Source organism: Salinicola endophyticus (assembly GCF_003206575.1).
GTDB lineage: Bacteria > Pseudomonadota > Gammaproteobacteria > Pseudomonadales > Halomonadaceae > Salinicola > Salinicola endophyticus.
The window spans coordinates 513043-527338 of sequence record NZ_PZJO01000004.1 but is presented as its reverse complement, the minus strand read 5'-3'; the positions used below and the strand labels follow the sequence as shown (position 1 = coordinate 527338).

At 67.9% G+C, this 14296-nt stretch carries 12 protein-coding genes; 8 read left to right on the top strand and 4 right to left on the bottom strand.

The window, feature by feature from the left end:
- Positions 1-7: 7 nt before the first annotated feature.
- The 7 genes from lptB to DOM66_RS11645 all read left to right on the top strand — a co-directional run bounded on the left by lptB (position 8) and on the right by DOM66_RS11645 (position 5120).
- The gene (gene lptB, locus DOM66_RS11675) at positions 8-733 is read left to right on the top strand and encodes an LPS export ABC transporter ATP-binding protein (protein ID WP_110676321.1); all 726 of its coding nucleotides are present in this window, start codon (positions 8-10) and stop codon (positions 731-733) included.
- 411 nt (positions 734-1144) lie between these two features.
- Entirely contained in the window at positions 1145-2569 is a 1425-nt protein-coding gene (locus DOM66_RS11670; protein WP_110676323.1) for an RNA polymerase factor sigma-54, read from the top strand.
- Between the two features lie 115 nt (positions 2570-2684).
- Positions 2685-2993: a ribosome hibernation-promoting factor, HPF/YfiA family gene (hpf, locus tag DOM66_RS11665; RefSeq protein ID WP_035473830.1), complete on the top strand. Its 309-nt coding sequence runs from the start codon at positions 2685-2687 to the stop codon at positions 2991-2993.
- 10 nt (positions 2994-3003) lie between these two features.
- The gene (locus tag DOM66_RS11660; protein WP_110676368.1) at positions 3004-3483 is read left to right on the top strand and encodes a PTS sugar transporter subunit IIA; all 480 of its coding nucleotides are present in this window, start codon (positions 3004-3006) and stop codon (positions 3481-3483) included.
- A gap of 7 nt (positions 3484-3490) precedes the next feature.
- A complete protein-coding gene (rapZ, locus tag DOM66_RS11655; protein WP_110676325.1) occupies positions 3491-4405 on the top strand; it encodes an RNase adapter RapZ in 915 nt (304 codons plus the stop codon).
- Positions 4392-4661 carry an HPr family phosphocarrier protein gene (locus DOM66_RS11650; RefSeq protein ID WP_110676327.1) on the top strand — a complete coding sequence of 90 codons (270 nt, stop codon included), beginning with the start codon at positions 4392-4394 and terminating at the stop codon, positions 4659-4661. Before rapZ ends, DOM66_RS11650 begins: the two co-directional genes overlap by 14 nt.
- 69 nt (positions 4662-4730) lie before the next feature.
- Positions 4731-5120, top strand: a complete 390-nt coding sequence (locus DOM66_RS11645; RefSeq protein WP_110676329.1) for an acyl-CoA thioesterase — start codon at positions 4731-4733, stop codon at positions 5118-5120.
- An 86-nt stretch (positions 5121-5206) separates the two neighbouring features.
- On the opposite strand, the gene DOM66_RS11640 is transcribed toward DOM66_RS11645, so the two are convergent.
- Both DOM66_RS11640 and pmbA read right to left on the bottom strand, forming a co-directional pair.
- Positions 5207-6664, bottom strand: coding sequence for a peptide MFS transporter (locus DOM66_RS11640; protein ID WP_110690204.1), 1458 nt, complete (start codon positions 6662-6664; stop codon positions 5207-5209).
- 51 nt (positions 6665-6715) lie between these two features.
- Positions 6716-8056 (bottom strand): metalloprotease PmbA, encoded by a 1341-nt coding sequence (pmbA, locus tag DOM66_RS11635; protein ID WP_110690203.1) that lies wholly within the window; start codon positions 8054-8056, stop codon positions 6716-6718.
- A gap of 102 nt (positions 8057-8158) precedes the next feature.
- On the opposite strand from pmbA, the gene yjgA reads away from it, so the two are divergent.
- Entirely contained in the window at positions 8159-8650 is a 492-nt protein-coding gene (gene yjgA / locus DOM66_RS11630; RefSeq protein WP_110676335.1) for a ribosome biogenesis factor YjgA, read from the top strand.
- Positions 8651-8689: 39 nt separating this feature from the next.
- Here the strand turns inward: yjgA and tldD are convergent, their stop codons facing one another.
- Positions 8690-10144 carry a metalloprotease TldD gene (gene tldD / locus DOM66_RS11625; RefSeq protein WP_110690202.1) on the bottom strand — a complete coding sequence of 485 codons (1455 nt, stop codon included), beginning with the start codon at positions 10142-10144 and terminating at the stop codon, positions 8690-8692.
- Between the two features lie 84 nt (positions 10145-10228).
- Positions 10229-14293: a YhdP family phospholipid transporter gene (locus DOM66_RS11620; protein ID WP_110690201.1), complete on the bottom strand. Its 4065-nt coding sequence runs from the start codon at positions 14291-14293 to the stop codon at positions 10229-10231.
- Between the last annotated feature and the right edge of the window lie 3 nt (positions 14294-14296).

The window sequence follows — 14296 nt, the reverse complement described above, 5'->3', positions numbered from 1 at the left end:
TCCAGCGATGAAAACGCTAACGGCCGCCAATCTGGCCAAGAGCTACAAGGGGCGTCGAGTCGTCCACGACTTCAGCCTGACCCTGCGCCAGGGCAGCATCGTCGGCCTGCTCGGCCCCAACGGCGCGGGCAAGACCACCTCCTTCTACATGATCGTGGGGCTGGTCAAGTCCGACGCCGGCAGCGTGCACATCGACGATCGCGACCTGAGCCGCGCGCCGATGCACGAGCGCGCCCGCGCCGGCATCGGCTACCTGCCGCAGGAGGCCTCGATCTTCCGCAAGCTCAGCGTCGCCGACAACATCATGGCCATTCTGGAGACGCGCCGGGATCTCGACCGCGCCGGGCGCCGCGACCGCCTGGAGCAGCTGCTGGGCGATTTCCACGTCGACCATATCCGCGACAACCTGGGCATGTCGCTCTCCGGTGGCGAGCGGCGGCGGGTGGAGATCGCCCGGGCACTGGCCACCGAGCCCGCCTTCGTGCTGCTCGACGAACCCTTCGCCGGGGTCGATCCGATCTCGGTGGGCGATATCAAGAACATCATCCGCCAGCTGCGGGATCGTGAGATCGGCGTGCTGATCACCGACCACAACGTGCGCGAGACACTGGATATCTGCGACAACGCCTACATCGTCGGCGATGGACAGATCATCGCCGAGGGGCGCCCGGAGGCGATCCTCGACAATCAGCGCGTGCGCGATGTCTATCTGGGGCACGAGTTCCGACTCTAGACTCGACACAAAAACTGCCTGCGCTCGACAATTCGGCGTTAAAAATCGGCGGGATCGCCAGCCCGAGGTCGGCGCCCCCGTCAAAATGCTCATTTACTCCCCGTAAACTGGAGCGCCAGACCGGTCCGTTTTCGCCGATTTTGTCTTAGCCACGCGCTCCGGCCTAGCCTTCGCTCGCCGACTTTGCTTACAAAGTCCAGCGTCGCGCCAAGGCCCTTCCGCCTCCCCAGCCCGCTGCGTCACTCGCGGCGGGCGGCGCACCTCTCAAAGCCTCTGCACACCCAAGTCGAACGTACCGTGGCATATTTCTTGCATAAAGTTAGCGCTCAAAGCGTTGCATCCCACCGGGGCAGTCAGTAACGTAGGGTTAACCTATCGACGGCCACCGCGGCCCTTTCCCGTGTCCATGCCATGTCCATGAAACCTTCACTTCAACTGCGTGTCGGCGCCCAGCTGACAATGACGCCACAGCTGCAGCAGGCGATCCAGCTGCTGCAGCTGTCGACGCTCGATCTGCGCCAGGAGATCCAGCAGGCGCTCGAGGCCAACCCCATGCTCGAGCTGGACGAAGAGTATGCCGAGCAGGCGGCCAGCGAGACGCCCGAGGAGGAGTGGGCCAGCGATATTCCCGAAGAGCTCGCCCTCGACAGCGAGTGGAGCGACACCTATCAGGACATCGCCGCCAGCGCCGCCCCGGCCGGCGCCGACGAGTGGCCGGACCTGGAGCGAAACGCCGCCGGCACCACGCTCCACGACCATCTCGCCTGGCAGCTCGCCATGGGCGATTTCGATCCCCGCGAACGGCTCATCGGCGACTACCTGATCGACGCCATCAACGCCAACGGCTATCTCGAGGGCACCCTCGACGAGCTCACCGCGGGGCTGCGCGAGCAGCATTCGGAGCCGTGCACCAGCGCCGACCTCGAGCGCGTACTGCTGCGTCTGCAGCAGTTCGACCCCACCGGCGTGGGCGCCCGCGATCTGCGCGAATGCCTGCTGCTGCAGCTCGGCGCGCTGCCCGGCGATACCCCACTGCTGCCCCAGGCCAAGCGCCTGGTGCGCCAGTTCCTGGAGGCGCTGGCCGGCGACGACCGGCGCCAGCTCAAGCGCCGCCTGCGCCTCGACGACGACGAGCTCGACCGCGTCATCGCCACCATCCGCACCCTCGATCCGCGCCCCGGCCAGGCCTTCGACCACAGCCAGCAGGACTATGTGATCCCGGATCTGGTGGCACGCCTGACCCGCGATGGCTGGCGCATCGAGCTCAACGCCGAGGCGCTGCCGCGGCTGCGCATCCAGCCCGACTATGCCGCGCTGATCCGGCGCGCCGACAAGAGCGACGACAACACCTTCCTGCGCCAGCACCTGCAGGAGGCGCGCTGGCTGATGAAGAGCCTCTCCAGCCGCAACGACACCCTGTTGCGGGTGGGGCGCGAGATCATGGCGCGCCAGGTCGACTTCCTCGAGCGCGGCGAAGAGGCGATGAAGCCGCTGATCCTGGCCGACATCGCCACCAGCGTCGACATGCACGAATCCACCATCTCGCGGGTGACCACGCAGAAGTTCATCCACACGCCGCGCGGGGTGTTCGAGCTCAAGTACTTCTTCTCCAGCCAGGTGGGTCAACGCGGCGAGAGCGACAGCGTCTCCAGCACCGCGATTCGGGCACGTCTGAAGAAGCTGATCGGCGAGGAGTCGCCGCGCAAGCCGCTCTCCGACAGCAAACTGGTGGAGCTGCTGGCGCAAGCCGACATCAGCGTCGCCCGGCGCACCGTGGCCAAGTACCGCGAGGCCATGGGCATCCCCGCCTCGAGCGAACGTAAGCGACTGTCTTGATTGAACTTTTAGAATTCACGCCAGCGCATGGCGATCAATCGTCCGCGATCCCTTTGCAGCGCGGAGAAAAGGGTTACAATCAGAGGTGCCACATAAGCCGCAACAGGAGCGCGCCATGCAAGTGAACGTCACCGGCCACCATGTCGAACTGACCGACGCCCTGCGGGACTACGTCGACGAGAAACTCGCACGTCTGGAGCGCCACTACGACAACATCACCAACGTTCAGGTGACGTTGAGCATCGAGAAAGAGCGTCAGCAAGCGGCTTGCACGCTACACGCAGCGGGCGGCGACATTCATGCCGAAGCCAGCGATATCGACATGTATGCCGCGATCGACGCCCTGACCGACAAGCTGGACCGCCAGCTGGTCAAACACAAAGAGAAGGCACAGGCCCGCGCGCAAGGCGCAGGCGCCCGCTAATTCCCCGATGATCACTCTGGAAACCATCCTGCCCCCCGAACGCACCCTCTACGGTGTGACGGGGGGCAGCAAAAAGCGTCTGCTGGAATTCTTCAGCACCTTCATCGCCCAGAATACGCCCAGCCTGGACAGTCAGGAGGTGTTCAGCCGCCTGATCGGACGCGAGCGGCTGGGCAGCACCGGCATCGGCAACGGGGTCGCCATCCCGCACGCCCGCAGCCCGCACTGCAAGACGCCGTTGGCTGGCTTCATGCGCCTCGAGGATGCCATCGACTTCGATGCCATCGATGGCGAGCCGGTGGATCTGGTGTTCGTGCTGCTGGTGCCGGAGGAGGCCGACGACGCCCACCTTTCGCTGCTGGCCGAGGTCGCCGGCATCATGAATCAGGGCAGCGTGCGCCAGAAGCTGCGCCAGGCCGGCTCGCAGCACGCGCTCCACGACACGCTGATCGACGCCATTCGCCATCATCAGGACAGCGAAGACGGATAGAGACTGCATGCGACTCGTCATCATCAGTGGCCGCTCGGGGTCGGGGAAATCCATTGCGCTGCAGGCGCTGGAAGATCTCGGCTACTACGCCATCGACAACCTGCCGACCAATCTGCTGGCGCCGCTGATCGACGAGCTCAGGGCCGCACCGCCGTCGCGGCCCAATGTGGCGGTGAGCATCGATGCGCGTAACCTGCCGGAGGCGCTGGAGCGCTTCCCGGTGCTGCTCGAAGGTGTGCGCGAGCGCGGCATCGACACCCAGGTGATCTACCTCACCGCCGACGCCAAGGTGCTGCTCGAACGCTACTCCGCCACCCGTCGTCGCCATCCGCTGACCCGCGGCAACGACATGACGCTGGCCGAGGCGATCGACAACGAGCAGGGCTATCTGGCGCCGATCCGACGGGTCGCCGATCTGGTGATCGATACCCGCGGTCTCTCGGTCCACGACCTGCGTGCCCGCATCAGCGAACAGGTCGCGCGTCACAGCGGCGGCCGCCTCACGCTCACCTTCGAATCGTTCGGCTTCAAGCGCGGCGTACCGCTGGATGCCGACATGGTGTTCGACGTGCGCTGCCTGCCCAACCCGTTCTGGGACCCGAACCTGCGTGCTTTCGACGGCCGCGACGGCGAGATCGTCACCTTTCTCGAGCAGTACCCCGACGTGCACGCCATGGCCGGCGATATCCATGCCTGGCTGATCCGCTGGCTGCCGGCCTACCTGGCCAGCCACCGCAGCTACCTCACCGTCGCGGTGGGCTGCACCGGCGGCCATCACCGCTCGGTCTACCTGATCGAGCGCCTGGCGCACCACTTCCGTCACGACGACGTCGATATCCGTCTACGCCATCGCGAACTCGGGGTGCACACCGCCCTCTCCGATGACATGCCTGCCGAGCGGGGTGGCAATGCCGACGCGTGAACTGCGCCTGACCAACCGCCGCGGCCTGCACGCCCGGGCCGCGACCAAGCTGGTGCAGTGCTGTCAGCCGTTCGCCGCCCGGGTCGCGGTACACCACGGCGAGCGTATCGCCGACGCCGCCAATATCATGTCGCTGCTGATGCTGGCCGCGCCCTGCGGCACGCCGCTGGTGATCGTCACCGAAGGTGACGAAGCGGAACCAGCGATGGAGGCGATCACCGCGCTGTTCGAGGCCCGCTTCCACGAGGATGAATAGGTCCCGCCGATAGCGGCAATCCTTCAACGTCAATGCCCCGACGCCTACCGTCGCCCCCAGGAGCCGTGCATGAACTTCCATACCCGCAAATGGATCAAGCCCGAGGATCTCAACCCCAACGGCTCGCTGTTCGGGGGCAGTCTGCTGCGCTGGATCGACGAAGAAGCCGCGATCTACGCCATCATTCAGCTCGACAACGCCAACGTGGTCACCAAGTTCATCTCGGAGATCAACTTCGTCTCCAGTGCACGTCAGGGTGACATCATCGAGCTGGGCCTCACCGCGACCCATTTCGGCACCAGCTCGATCACGCTCTCCTGCCATGTCCGCAACAAGATCACCCGCAAGAGCATTCTGACGATCGATCGCATGGTCTTCGTCAATCTCGATGCCGACGGCCAACCTGTGCCCCACGGCAAGAGCGAGATCACCTACGTCAAGGATCGCCTCGACAGCTGATACCGCCATCCCCCGGACGCCATACCCGCGGCGCCCGGGGTACCGCCGGTACTTGCTCGATAACAGCGCTTATTCGCTGCCGGCGCTCACTCGGTGCCGGCGCTGGCGCGGCGAATCGCCGGCAGGCAGAGCGCGAGCAGCACACCGGCGATCAGACTCACCGTGCCCAGCGTGATGAAATAGACCACCTCCGTGCGCTGGGTGTACCACTCGCCGGCACGTCCGCCGGCGGCGAAACCGAGCGACAGCGACAGATAAAAGAGCGCGATCATCTGGGTCTGCATCGCGCGTGGCGCCAGCCGCGTGGTGACCGATAGCCCGATCGGCGACAGGCACAGCTCGGAGACCGTGAAGCCGAGCAGCAGCAGTACCAGCACCCAGAGCGGCATGCCCACGGCATCCGTGCCCAGCCAGGGCAGATAGCCGAAGAACGAAGCGCCGATCACCAGCATCGCGATCACGAACTTGGCCGCCGACGAGGGCTGGCGCTTGCCCAGGCGTGACCACAGCCAGGCAAAGACCCCGGACAGCAGGATGATGGTGAGTGCCTGTACCGAGGTCAGCCAGCCCACCGGTATCGTCCAGCCGTCCAACTGGCGATCCACCCGCTGGTCGAAGAACGCCACGATCACCGTGTAGGACTGCACATAGAGCGCCCAGTAGACCGCACTGGCGATGAACAGCGGCACGAAGGCGAGTACCCGGCGGCGCTCCAGCGCCGACACCCGGGCCGAGCGCAGAATGACCACGAAGTAGGCCAGCGTGGTGACCACGATCACGCCGAGGATCACATCCGTGAGCGTGTCCGCCCGGAGCCAACCGAACACGAGCGCTGCCGCCAGCAGCGCCAACGCCACGATCGCACCGAACAGATAACGCTTGGCTTCCCCCGCCGCCAGCGGCATCGGCGGATGGCGCTGCGCCTCGGCGAGATGACGCCGACCGAAGGCATACTGGATCAGCCCCAGCGCCATGCCGATGGCGGCGATACCGAAACCGTAGTGGAAGCCGGCGCTGCTCTGCAGATAGCCGGTCAGCAGCGGCCCGGCAAAACCGCCGAGATTGATCCCCAGATAGAAGATCGAGAAGCCGGCGTCGCGCTTGGGGCTGCCTGGAGCGTAGAGCGACCCGACCAGCGCGGCACAGGTCGCCTTGACCCCACCACTGCCCAGCGCCACCAGGCACAGCCCCAGCGTCACCCCGGGAACCCCGGGCACCAGCGCCAGGGCCACATGCCCCGCCATCACGATCGCCCCCGAGTAGAACAGCGTGCGCTCGGGACCGAGCACGCGGTCGGCGAACCAGCCACCGAGGATGGTCGCCAGATAGACGCTGCTGCCGTAAGCGCCGACGATACCGAACGCCGCGCTCTCGGCGATGCCCAGCCCGCCCCGCGCACTCTCGTAGTAGAGGTAGATCAGCAGGATCGCCTGCATGCCGTAGAACGAGAAGCGCTCCCACACTTCCATGCCGAAGAGCGTCGACAGCGGCCAGGGGTGGCCCAGGAACTGACGCGACTCGTCCGCTTGCCGGGACTGATTCATAGCCTCACCCACTTCGTCCTTGATGCCGTGTTTCCCTGACTTCGCCCCGCCCTACTGCCCAGCGAGCGTCATCCCATCCACCAGCCAGCTGCCGGTGTGCACGCTGCCGCGGCGGTCGATGTCGTCACCCACCCCCTGCAGGGCGGCGAACATCTCACGCAGATTGCCAGCGACCGTGAACTCCTCCACCGGGTGGGAGATCTCGCCGTTCTCGACCCAGAACCCCGCCGCCCCGCGCGAATAGTCGCCGGTGACCGGATTGAGCCCCTGCCCCATCATCTCGGTGACCATCACCCCGGTGCCCATCTGACGCATCAGCGCCGCCAGCTCAGTGGTCGGCGCCTGGATGCGCACGTTGCGCGCTCCGCCGGCGTTGCCGGTGGTCTGCAGGCCGAGGCGGCGAGCACTGTAAGCCGACAGCATATAGCTGGCCAGACGCCCCTGGTCGATGAAGACGTTGTCGCGGGTGGCCACGCCGTCGCTATCGAAAGCGGAACTCGCCATGCCGCCGCGCTCGCGCGGACGCTCGCCGAGGGAGAACCACTCGGGGAACAGCGTCGCGCCGAGCTGGTCGCAGAGGAACGAGGACTCGCGGTAGAGCGCCCCACCGGCAATGCTGTTGAGCAGGTTGCCCACCAGCCCGCGCGCCATCTCGGGGGCGAACAGCACCGGGAAGCGTCCGGTGCGCGGGCGCCGGGCGTCGAGCCGGCGCAGGGTACGTTCGGCGGCGCTGATGCCGACCTGCTCCGGGCTGGCCAGGTCGCTCGCCCGGCGCGCCGTGGTGAAGTCGTGGTCGCGCTGCATGCCCTCGCCGCTGCCGGCGATCAGCAGGCACGACAGCGAGTGGCGGGTGCCGCGACGGCTGCCCAGAAAGCCATGACTGTTGGCGTAGACCGTCACCGCCTCGGTCGACGACAGGCTGGCGCCCTCCGAGTTGGTGATACCGGCGCGCTCACGCCCGGCCTGCTCGCAGCGCAGCGCCAGCGCCAGCGCGTCGTCGGTCTCCAGCGCCCAGGGGTGATGCAGGTCGAGGTCGGGCAGCTCGGTGGCCATCAGCGCGGCCTCGGCAAGCCCCGCGGCAGGGTCTTCTCCGGTGTGCTGGGCGATCGCGATCGCCTTCTCGACCACCGCGCGCAGCGACGCATCGCTGTCATCCGACGACGACGCGTTACCCTTGCGCTGGCCGACATAGACGGTCACCGCAATGCCCTGGTCGCGCGAGAGCTCGACGCTCTCGGTCTCGCCCAGGCGTACCCCCACGCCGATACCCTGATCGACACTGGCACCCACCTCGCAGGCGTCGGCGCCTAGTTCGGCGGCGAGCGCCAGCGCCCGGGTCGCCCGCTCCTTGAGGCGTGACTGCTGTTCGGCGGCATCGAAGGCCTGACTCATGGCAAACTCCTGATCGATGGTGCCCCGGCCGCGTGAACGGGCCTGGGCGAGCGAGCGGCGGCTGATATACTGCGCCCCCGACTCGCTGCAAATGGTAATGACATGACTTTCGAGGACGCTGCGCCCCCGAGCAAGACACAGCTCAAGAAAGAGATGCAGGAACTGCAGGCGCTGGGCGAACGTATCATCGCCCTGGACCCGGCGGTGCGCGCGCGGCTGCCACTCTCCGACGAGATGATCGCCGCGGTGGAGGAGACCGGTCGTATCCGCTCCCACGAAGGGCGCCGGCGCCACATGCAGTACGTCGGCAAGGTGATGCGCAAGGAGGACCGCGAGGCGATCCGCGCCGCCTTCGAGGCGATCGACCAGGAGCAGGTCCAGCGCAACGCCGCCTTCCACCGGCTGGAGCAGTGGCGAGACCGCCTGATCGACGACGACACCGCGCTGGAACCGTTCATCGAGGCGCATCCCAGCGTCGACCGCCAGGCGCTGCGCCAACTGATCCGCAACGCCCGCGCCGAACGCCAGCGCGGCAAGCCGCCGGCCAGCGCGCGCAAGCTGTTCCAGCTGATCCGCGACACCGTCGGGCTGTGAGTCGCCCGCCGCGGCCGCCCGGCGACCGCGGCCCGGTGTTCACGACGCCGTGCCACCGACGGTCAGCTCGTCGAGTTTCAACGTCGGCTGGCCCACCCCGACGGGTACGCCCTGCCCCTCCTTGCCACACACCCCGATGCCTGTGTCCAGGGCCATGTCGTTGCCGATCATGGAGACTTGGGACATCGCTTCGGGGCCGTTGCCGATCAGGGTCGCACCCTTGACCGGTGCGGTGATGCGGCCATCCTCGATCAGATAGGCCTCGGACGCCGAGAACACGAAGCGACCCGAGGTGATATCGACCTGGCCACCGCCGAAACTGACCGCATAGAGCCCGCGCTTGACGCTCTTGACGATCTCTTCGGGATCGTCGTTTCCCGCCAGCATGCAGGTGTTGGTCATCCGCGGCATGGTCACATGGGCGTAGGATTCGCGCCGCGCATTGCCGGTCGGCTGCATGCCCATCAGGCGTGCGTTGAGCTTGTCCTGCATGTAACCGGTGAGGATGCCATCCTCGATCAGCGGGGTGTACTGCCCCGGCGTCCCCTCGTCATCGATGCTCAGCGAACCGCGGCAGTCGGCCAGGGTCGCGTCGTCGACCACGGTGACGCCGCGCGAGGCGACCTGCTCGCCCAGGCGGCCGGCGAAGGCCGAACTGCCCTTGCGATTGAAGTCACCCTCGAGCCCGTGCCCCACCGCCTCGTGGAGCAGGATGCCGGGCCAGCCGCTGCCCAGCACCACCGGCATCTGGCCCGCCGGCGCCGCCACCGCGTCGAGATTCACCAGCGCCTGGCGCACCGCCTCGCGGGCGTAGATGGTGGCCACCCCGGCGTCGCGCAGTCGGCTCATCGCGTAGCGCCCGCCACCGCCGGCGCTGCCACGTTCGCGGCGCCCATCGCGGGCCACGATCACATTGACGTTGAGCCGCACCAGGGGGCGGATATCCGCCGCCAGGGTGCCGTCGCTGGCGCACACCAGGACCACCTCGTGCACGCCGGTCAGCGAGGCACTGACCTGGGAGACGGCGGGGTCGGCGGCCCGCGCCACGCGGTCGGCCTCCTTGAGCATGGCGATCTTCTCGTCGGCGGAGAGACCGCTGAGCGGGTCGATCCCGGCATAGCGCGCGCTGGCCGCCACCGCGTGGATCGCCCGCGGCGCCTGGCGGCTACCGCTGCGCGCGATACCCGAGGCGGTGCGCCCGGTCTCGGCGAGCGCGTCAGCAGTGATCTGGCTCGAATAGGCGAACCCGGTCTTCTCACCGGAGAGCGCGCGCACGCCGACCCCGCCATCGATGCTGTAGCTGGCATCCTTGACCTCGCCATCCTCGAGCACCCACATCTCGTGCCAGGTGCGCTGGAAGAAGAGATCCGCATAGTCGATACCGACGCCCATGGCCTGCCCCAGACCGACGTCCAGCGACGTCTGGTCGAGGCCACCCGGGGCCAGCAGCAGGCTCGAAGCCTGCTTCAAGGCGCTTTCGCTCATGTCTGTCATTGGGCGTTTTCCCGATTGTGGCAGCCGTCTCACGTGCCGTGACACCCTCTCGCGAGGGGCGCCCGGTACGCGCCGGCTGCCGGATTATTGGGCGCTTTCCACGCTGATATCCGGCGCGGACCAGGGCCCCTGAATGCGATAGTGGACCTGGGTCACGTTGTCGATCCAGCGGCCGAACAGCTGATGGAACACGAACAGCCCCAGGCCGACCTGCGGTGCCCCGGCCATGATCGCCACCAGCGGCAGGTTCTGGCTCACCGGCACCGTGATACCCAGGCGCTGATCCAGCGTCTGGCGGTTGAGATCGACGCTACCCGATAGCGTGAAGCGCGTCGAGGTGCCGTCGACCACCAGCGGCCCGTCACTCTGGATCACGCCGTTGTAGAGCGTGGCGCTGCCCTTGAGCGTATTGAAGGCGGTGCCACTGCTGGTGACGTCGGAGAAATCGAGCTTGAGCCGGCGCAGGATATTGTCGAGATTGAAAAGCCCCACCAGCTTGGCCGAGGAGGAGTGGACCTGGCGCAGACGGCCGTTGCCCAGATCCACCGCCAGCCGGCCACTCGCCAGCGGCAGGGCGAACTGCCATGGGGCGCCGGGCCAGGCCAGCTGCAGCCGCCCCTGGGCACGTTCGCTGGTGATCGGCACCTGCTGGTCCAGCGCCGCGAAGGCGCTGCCCAGATTTTTCCCCTTGGCCTGCAGGTTGGCGCGGGTGAGGCTGGCACTCCCCGAGGCCTCCCAGCGCAGGTTGCCGGAGAACCCGATATCGCCCAGCGTCAGCTTCAGCGGGTCGAGGGTCAGGCCGCGGTCATCGGCGCGCCAGCGCGCCTCCAGCGGCCCGAACTGCTTGCCTTGACGCTCGAAGTGCGCAACCTTCACCTGACCTGCCGGCACCCGAGCCAGCCCGTCGGGCAGAGCGATCGGCCGCGGCGCGGTCTCGATCTGCGTCATCAGCGTCTGCCCCATACTCCCACCTTTATCGCCCGCCGCCGGCTTGGGTGTCAGTGCATCGAGATTGAGGCGCGCCAGCGACACGTCGATGGGCACCTCCGCCTGCGGCTGCCAGCGCGCGCGGCCAGCGGCAATCTCGCCATCCAGCGACAGCTGCCAGCCACCGCCGGAGAGTGGCGAAGCGTCGGCCTGCATGCCGCCGAGGCAGCGGCCCTCGACCAGAATACATGGGGTCGCCAGCGCCACCCGCTTCAACCCACCACCATCGTTGACCGGCACCGACTCGGGCTTGTCCAGGTCGTCGGTGATCGCGGTGGGCACCTCACGGCTCGGCTGGGCATCACCAGGGGCCGCCTGTAGCGCCGTCAGCGCGCTGGCCCAGCGCCGGGTATCGAGCCGGTTGGGCCGCCACAGCACGTACCAACCGGGCTCGCTGGGCCATGCCGCCTGCGCTCCGGGCCAGCCCTCGAGCCACACCTGCCCCTGCACCTGCTCACCCAGGGTGCGCCAGCGCGCGCGGCCCCAGTCAGCCAGGGTGACCGAACCCGAGCCAGCGGCGATATCGGCATCGATGGCCAGCGGCTCGCGGTGCCCGGCCGCCTTGCCGAACGGCGCGGGCAGCTGAATGGCAAGCCCCTCGAGATCGCTGCGCACGGCGAGGCTGGCATTGTTCTGGTCATCGAAAGAGACCTGGGCGCGGTAGGGGAAGAAGCCGCTGGCCAGACCACCGACCCGCGAGAGACCGGCCCAGCCCAGCAGCCCACGGGCCAGGGCGCGCCCCTCGAAGGTGATGCCCTGCCCCTGGGCGCCGCCGATATCGAAGGTCGCCAGCAGCGGACCGTCGAAGGCCCGAGCGCCGAGCTGGCCCTGGAGATAGTCCTGGCCCTTCTGATGACGATAGTGCAGCGGCCCGTTGATCCCGCCGAGGGTCAACTGCAGTTCCGGAAAGGTCAGCGACTCGACGTTGGCATGCCCCTGGACGTCGACGCTCAGGTCAGTCTCGGCATCGCTCTGCGGGGTCATCGGCAGCGCGATGTGCAGTGCCGCATCGACCTTGCCCTGGCTGCGCCACAGACCGAAGGTACGGCTCAGATCGTCGAGCGGCGCCTGGGACAGGAAGCCGAGCAGGCCCGCACTGCTGCCGCTGACGTCGCCGCTGATCGCTAGTTGCTGGTCAGCCAGCGTGACCTCGGCATCGTGGGTGGTCAGGCCGTGGCTGCTGGCATGGTCGATCTGCGCCTGCAGGTTCATGTTGTGCATCTGCAGGTGGCCATAGACTTGCTCCAGCGCCGGCCAGTCGGGGGCGTACTGTAGCCGCCCATCGGCGATATCCAGCGCCAGGGTGAAACGATCGTCGGGGTTGGAGAACATCTGCCCCTCGGGCGCCTCCTTGTCGCTCAGGGTGAGCGATAGCCCCAGCCGGCCGTGCTTGACCACCCCGCCGATATCGCCGCCCAGCCACTGCATCAGCTCGGGATCGTCGAGCGCCCGCGTCGGCAGCCACGGCAGCAGCCGTGTACGCCGCGCATCGGCATCGGCGAAGGCGAGATCGAGCATGAAGGCCCCGGGCTTGTCCCTGGCATCGTAAAGCGTCAGCCCGAAGCGTCCGCTGGCGCTCGCCCCGCGCCATCCGGCGCGCAGATGCTCGCCGCTGAGCACGGCACCATCGTGGGTCAGATGCCAGTCGATAATCCCGCTGGCAGCGGAGAGTACGAGCGGTTCGGCATAGACCGAAGGCAGCAGGAAGCGGGTCTGCGGACCGCCGGCAAAAGCCACCCGCCCGCCACGCCCGCGGAAAGTCGCCCAGGCGTCGAAGGGCCCTCCGCCCGGGGCGTCGTCCCAGGCCGACACCGAGACACCCTCCAGCGCCGCCTGGGCGTACCACTCGCCGGCATCGCGCCCCACTTCCAGGCCGGCCACGCGGCCTTGCGGGTCGAGTTTCCGCAGCGGCTTGAGCAGTGCCTCGGGCAGCGGCAGCTGGCGTAGCGACGCGACCATGCCGCCGAGGGCGAAGGGTGTACTCCGCAGCCACCAGCCTTGGGGCGTCGAGCGCGCCTGCAGACGCTGTGGCCAGCTCGGCAGCGGCGCGATATCCGCGGCGGCGCCAGCGCCTTGAGTTCCCGGTACTCGAGTTGCGGATACTTGAGTTCCCGACACTTGAGTTCCGGATTTTTGGGCCAGACGCAGGTCATCGGCCCAGGCCTGCCACTGTCCGTCGGCATCCCGGGTCAGCCCGCCCTCGACGCCGATATCGTTCAAGGTGTGAGTCTTGCCATCGCCGCTGTCGACGACCTGCAGCGTGGGCACGTCGAGGGCCAGGCGGGCCTGGCGCAGGCCGCCATCGCGCCACTCGCCGCTGGCCGAGAGTTCGCCATCGAGTGCCGCCAGCGAGCGCGGATAAGGCTGAGTCAACAGCGCCAACAGCGGTGTCAGCACGCCCAGATCGAACCTGCCGTCGAAGCGCGCGACCGGCCCCGTGCCTGCGCCGCTTGCGCCCGCCACGCCGCTATCGACGCTGAGCTGCAACCGCCCCGCCGACTCGGCATCCGCCGGGCTAGCCTCGTCCGCCGCCTGCCCCGCAGCGCCGGCCAGGCGTGCGACCAGCGACGCCTGGCCGTCGCGGCTGGCCAGGTCCAGCCGCGACAGGGTCAGGGGGCGGGTCTCGCCGTCGGCATGCAACACCAGGGTCACATTCTCGAGCACCGCCTGCTGATGGGTCAGCCAGACGAGCCAGCGGTCGAGGTCGGGGGGCGCGCTGGCGGCGTTATCGTCACGCGCGCCGAACCAGCGACTGCCGGCACCATCGGGCCACCCCCAACCGCCTTTGGCGCTGCGGTAGAGGTGTAGCGTCAGGCCCTCGAGCGTCGCCGGCGCAAAGACCGGCGCGCGCTGGTCCCAACTGGCGCCGCTATCGAGCCGCGCATGGGCATGCGCGACCTCCAGCAGCGGCTGGCCGCCCTGGCTCTTCAGATCGAGATCGTCGAGGCTCAAGCTCGGGTCGAAGCGGGACAGCGAGAGCGACAGCCCCCCGAGGCTGCCCTGGGTCTCCAGGCTGGCGTCGAGCCACGCCATCAGCGGCGGCGCCAGACGCTCGCTCTGCCAGGCCAGCAGGCGCACCCCGCTGACCACCAGCGCCAGCACCAGGGCGAGCACGGCGACCAGCGTGAGCAGCCAGCGGAGGGTGATGCGCAGCGGGCTCATCGG

What these genes read in the sequence shown, in the direction of transcription:
- lptB (WP_110676321.1), top strand. Translation starts at nt 8, where the DNA reads ATGAAAACGCTAACGGCCGCCAATCTGGCCAAGAGCTACAAGGGGCGT.
- DOM66_RS11670 (WP_110676323.1), top strand. Translation starts at nt 1,145, where the DNA reads ATGTCCATGAAACCTTCACTTCAACTGCGTGTCGGCGCCCAGCTGACA.
- hpf (WP_035473830.1), top strand. Translation starts at nt 2,685, where the DNA reads ATGCAAGTGAACGTCACCGGCCACCATGTCGAACTGACCGACGCCCTG.
- rapZ (WP_110676325.1), top strand. Translation starts at nt 3,491, where the DNA reads ATGCGACTCGTCATCATCAGTGGCCGCTCGGGGTCGGGGAAATCCATT.
- DOM66_RS11650 (WP_110676327.1), top strand. Translation starts at nt 4,392, where the DNA reads ATGCCGACGCGTGAACTGCGCCTGACCAACCGCCGCGGCCTGCACGCC.
- DOM66_RS11645 (WP_110676329.1), top strand. Translation starts at nt 4,731, where the DNA reads ATGAACTTCCATACCCGCAAATGGATCAAGCCCGAGGATCTCAACCCC.
- DOM66_RS11640 (WP_110690204.1), bottom strand. Translation starts at nt 6,664, where the DNA reads ATGAATCAGTCCCGGCAAGCGGACGAGTCGCGTCAGTTCCTGGGCCAC.
- pmbA (WP_110690203.1), bottom strand. Translation starts at nt 8,056, where the DNA reads ATGAGTCAGGCCTTCGATGCCGCCGAACAGCAGTCACGCCTCAAGGAG.
- yjgA (WP_110676335.1), top strand. Translation starts at nt 8,159, where the DNA reads ATGACTTTCGAGGACGCTGCGCCCCCGAGCAAGACACAGCTCAAGAAA.
- tldD (WP_110690202.1), bottom strand. Translation starts at nt 10,144, where the DNA reads ATGACAGACATGAGCGAAAGCGCCTTGAAGCAGGCTTCGAGCCTGCTG.
- DOM66_RS11620 (WP_110690201.1), bottom strand. Translation starts at nt 14,293, where the DNA reads ATGAGCCCGCTGCGCATCACCCTCCGCTGGCTGCTCACGCTGGTCGCC.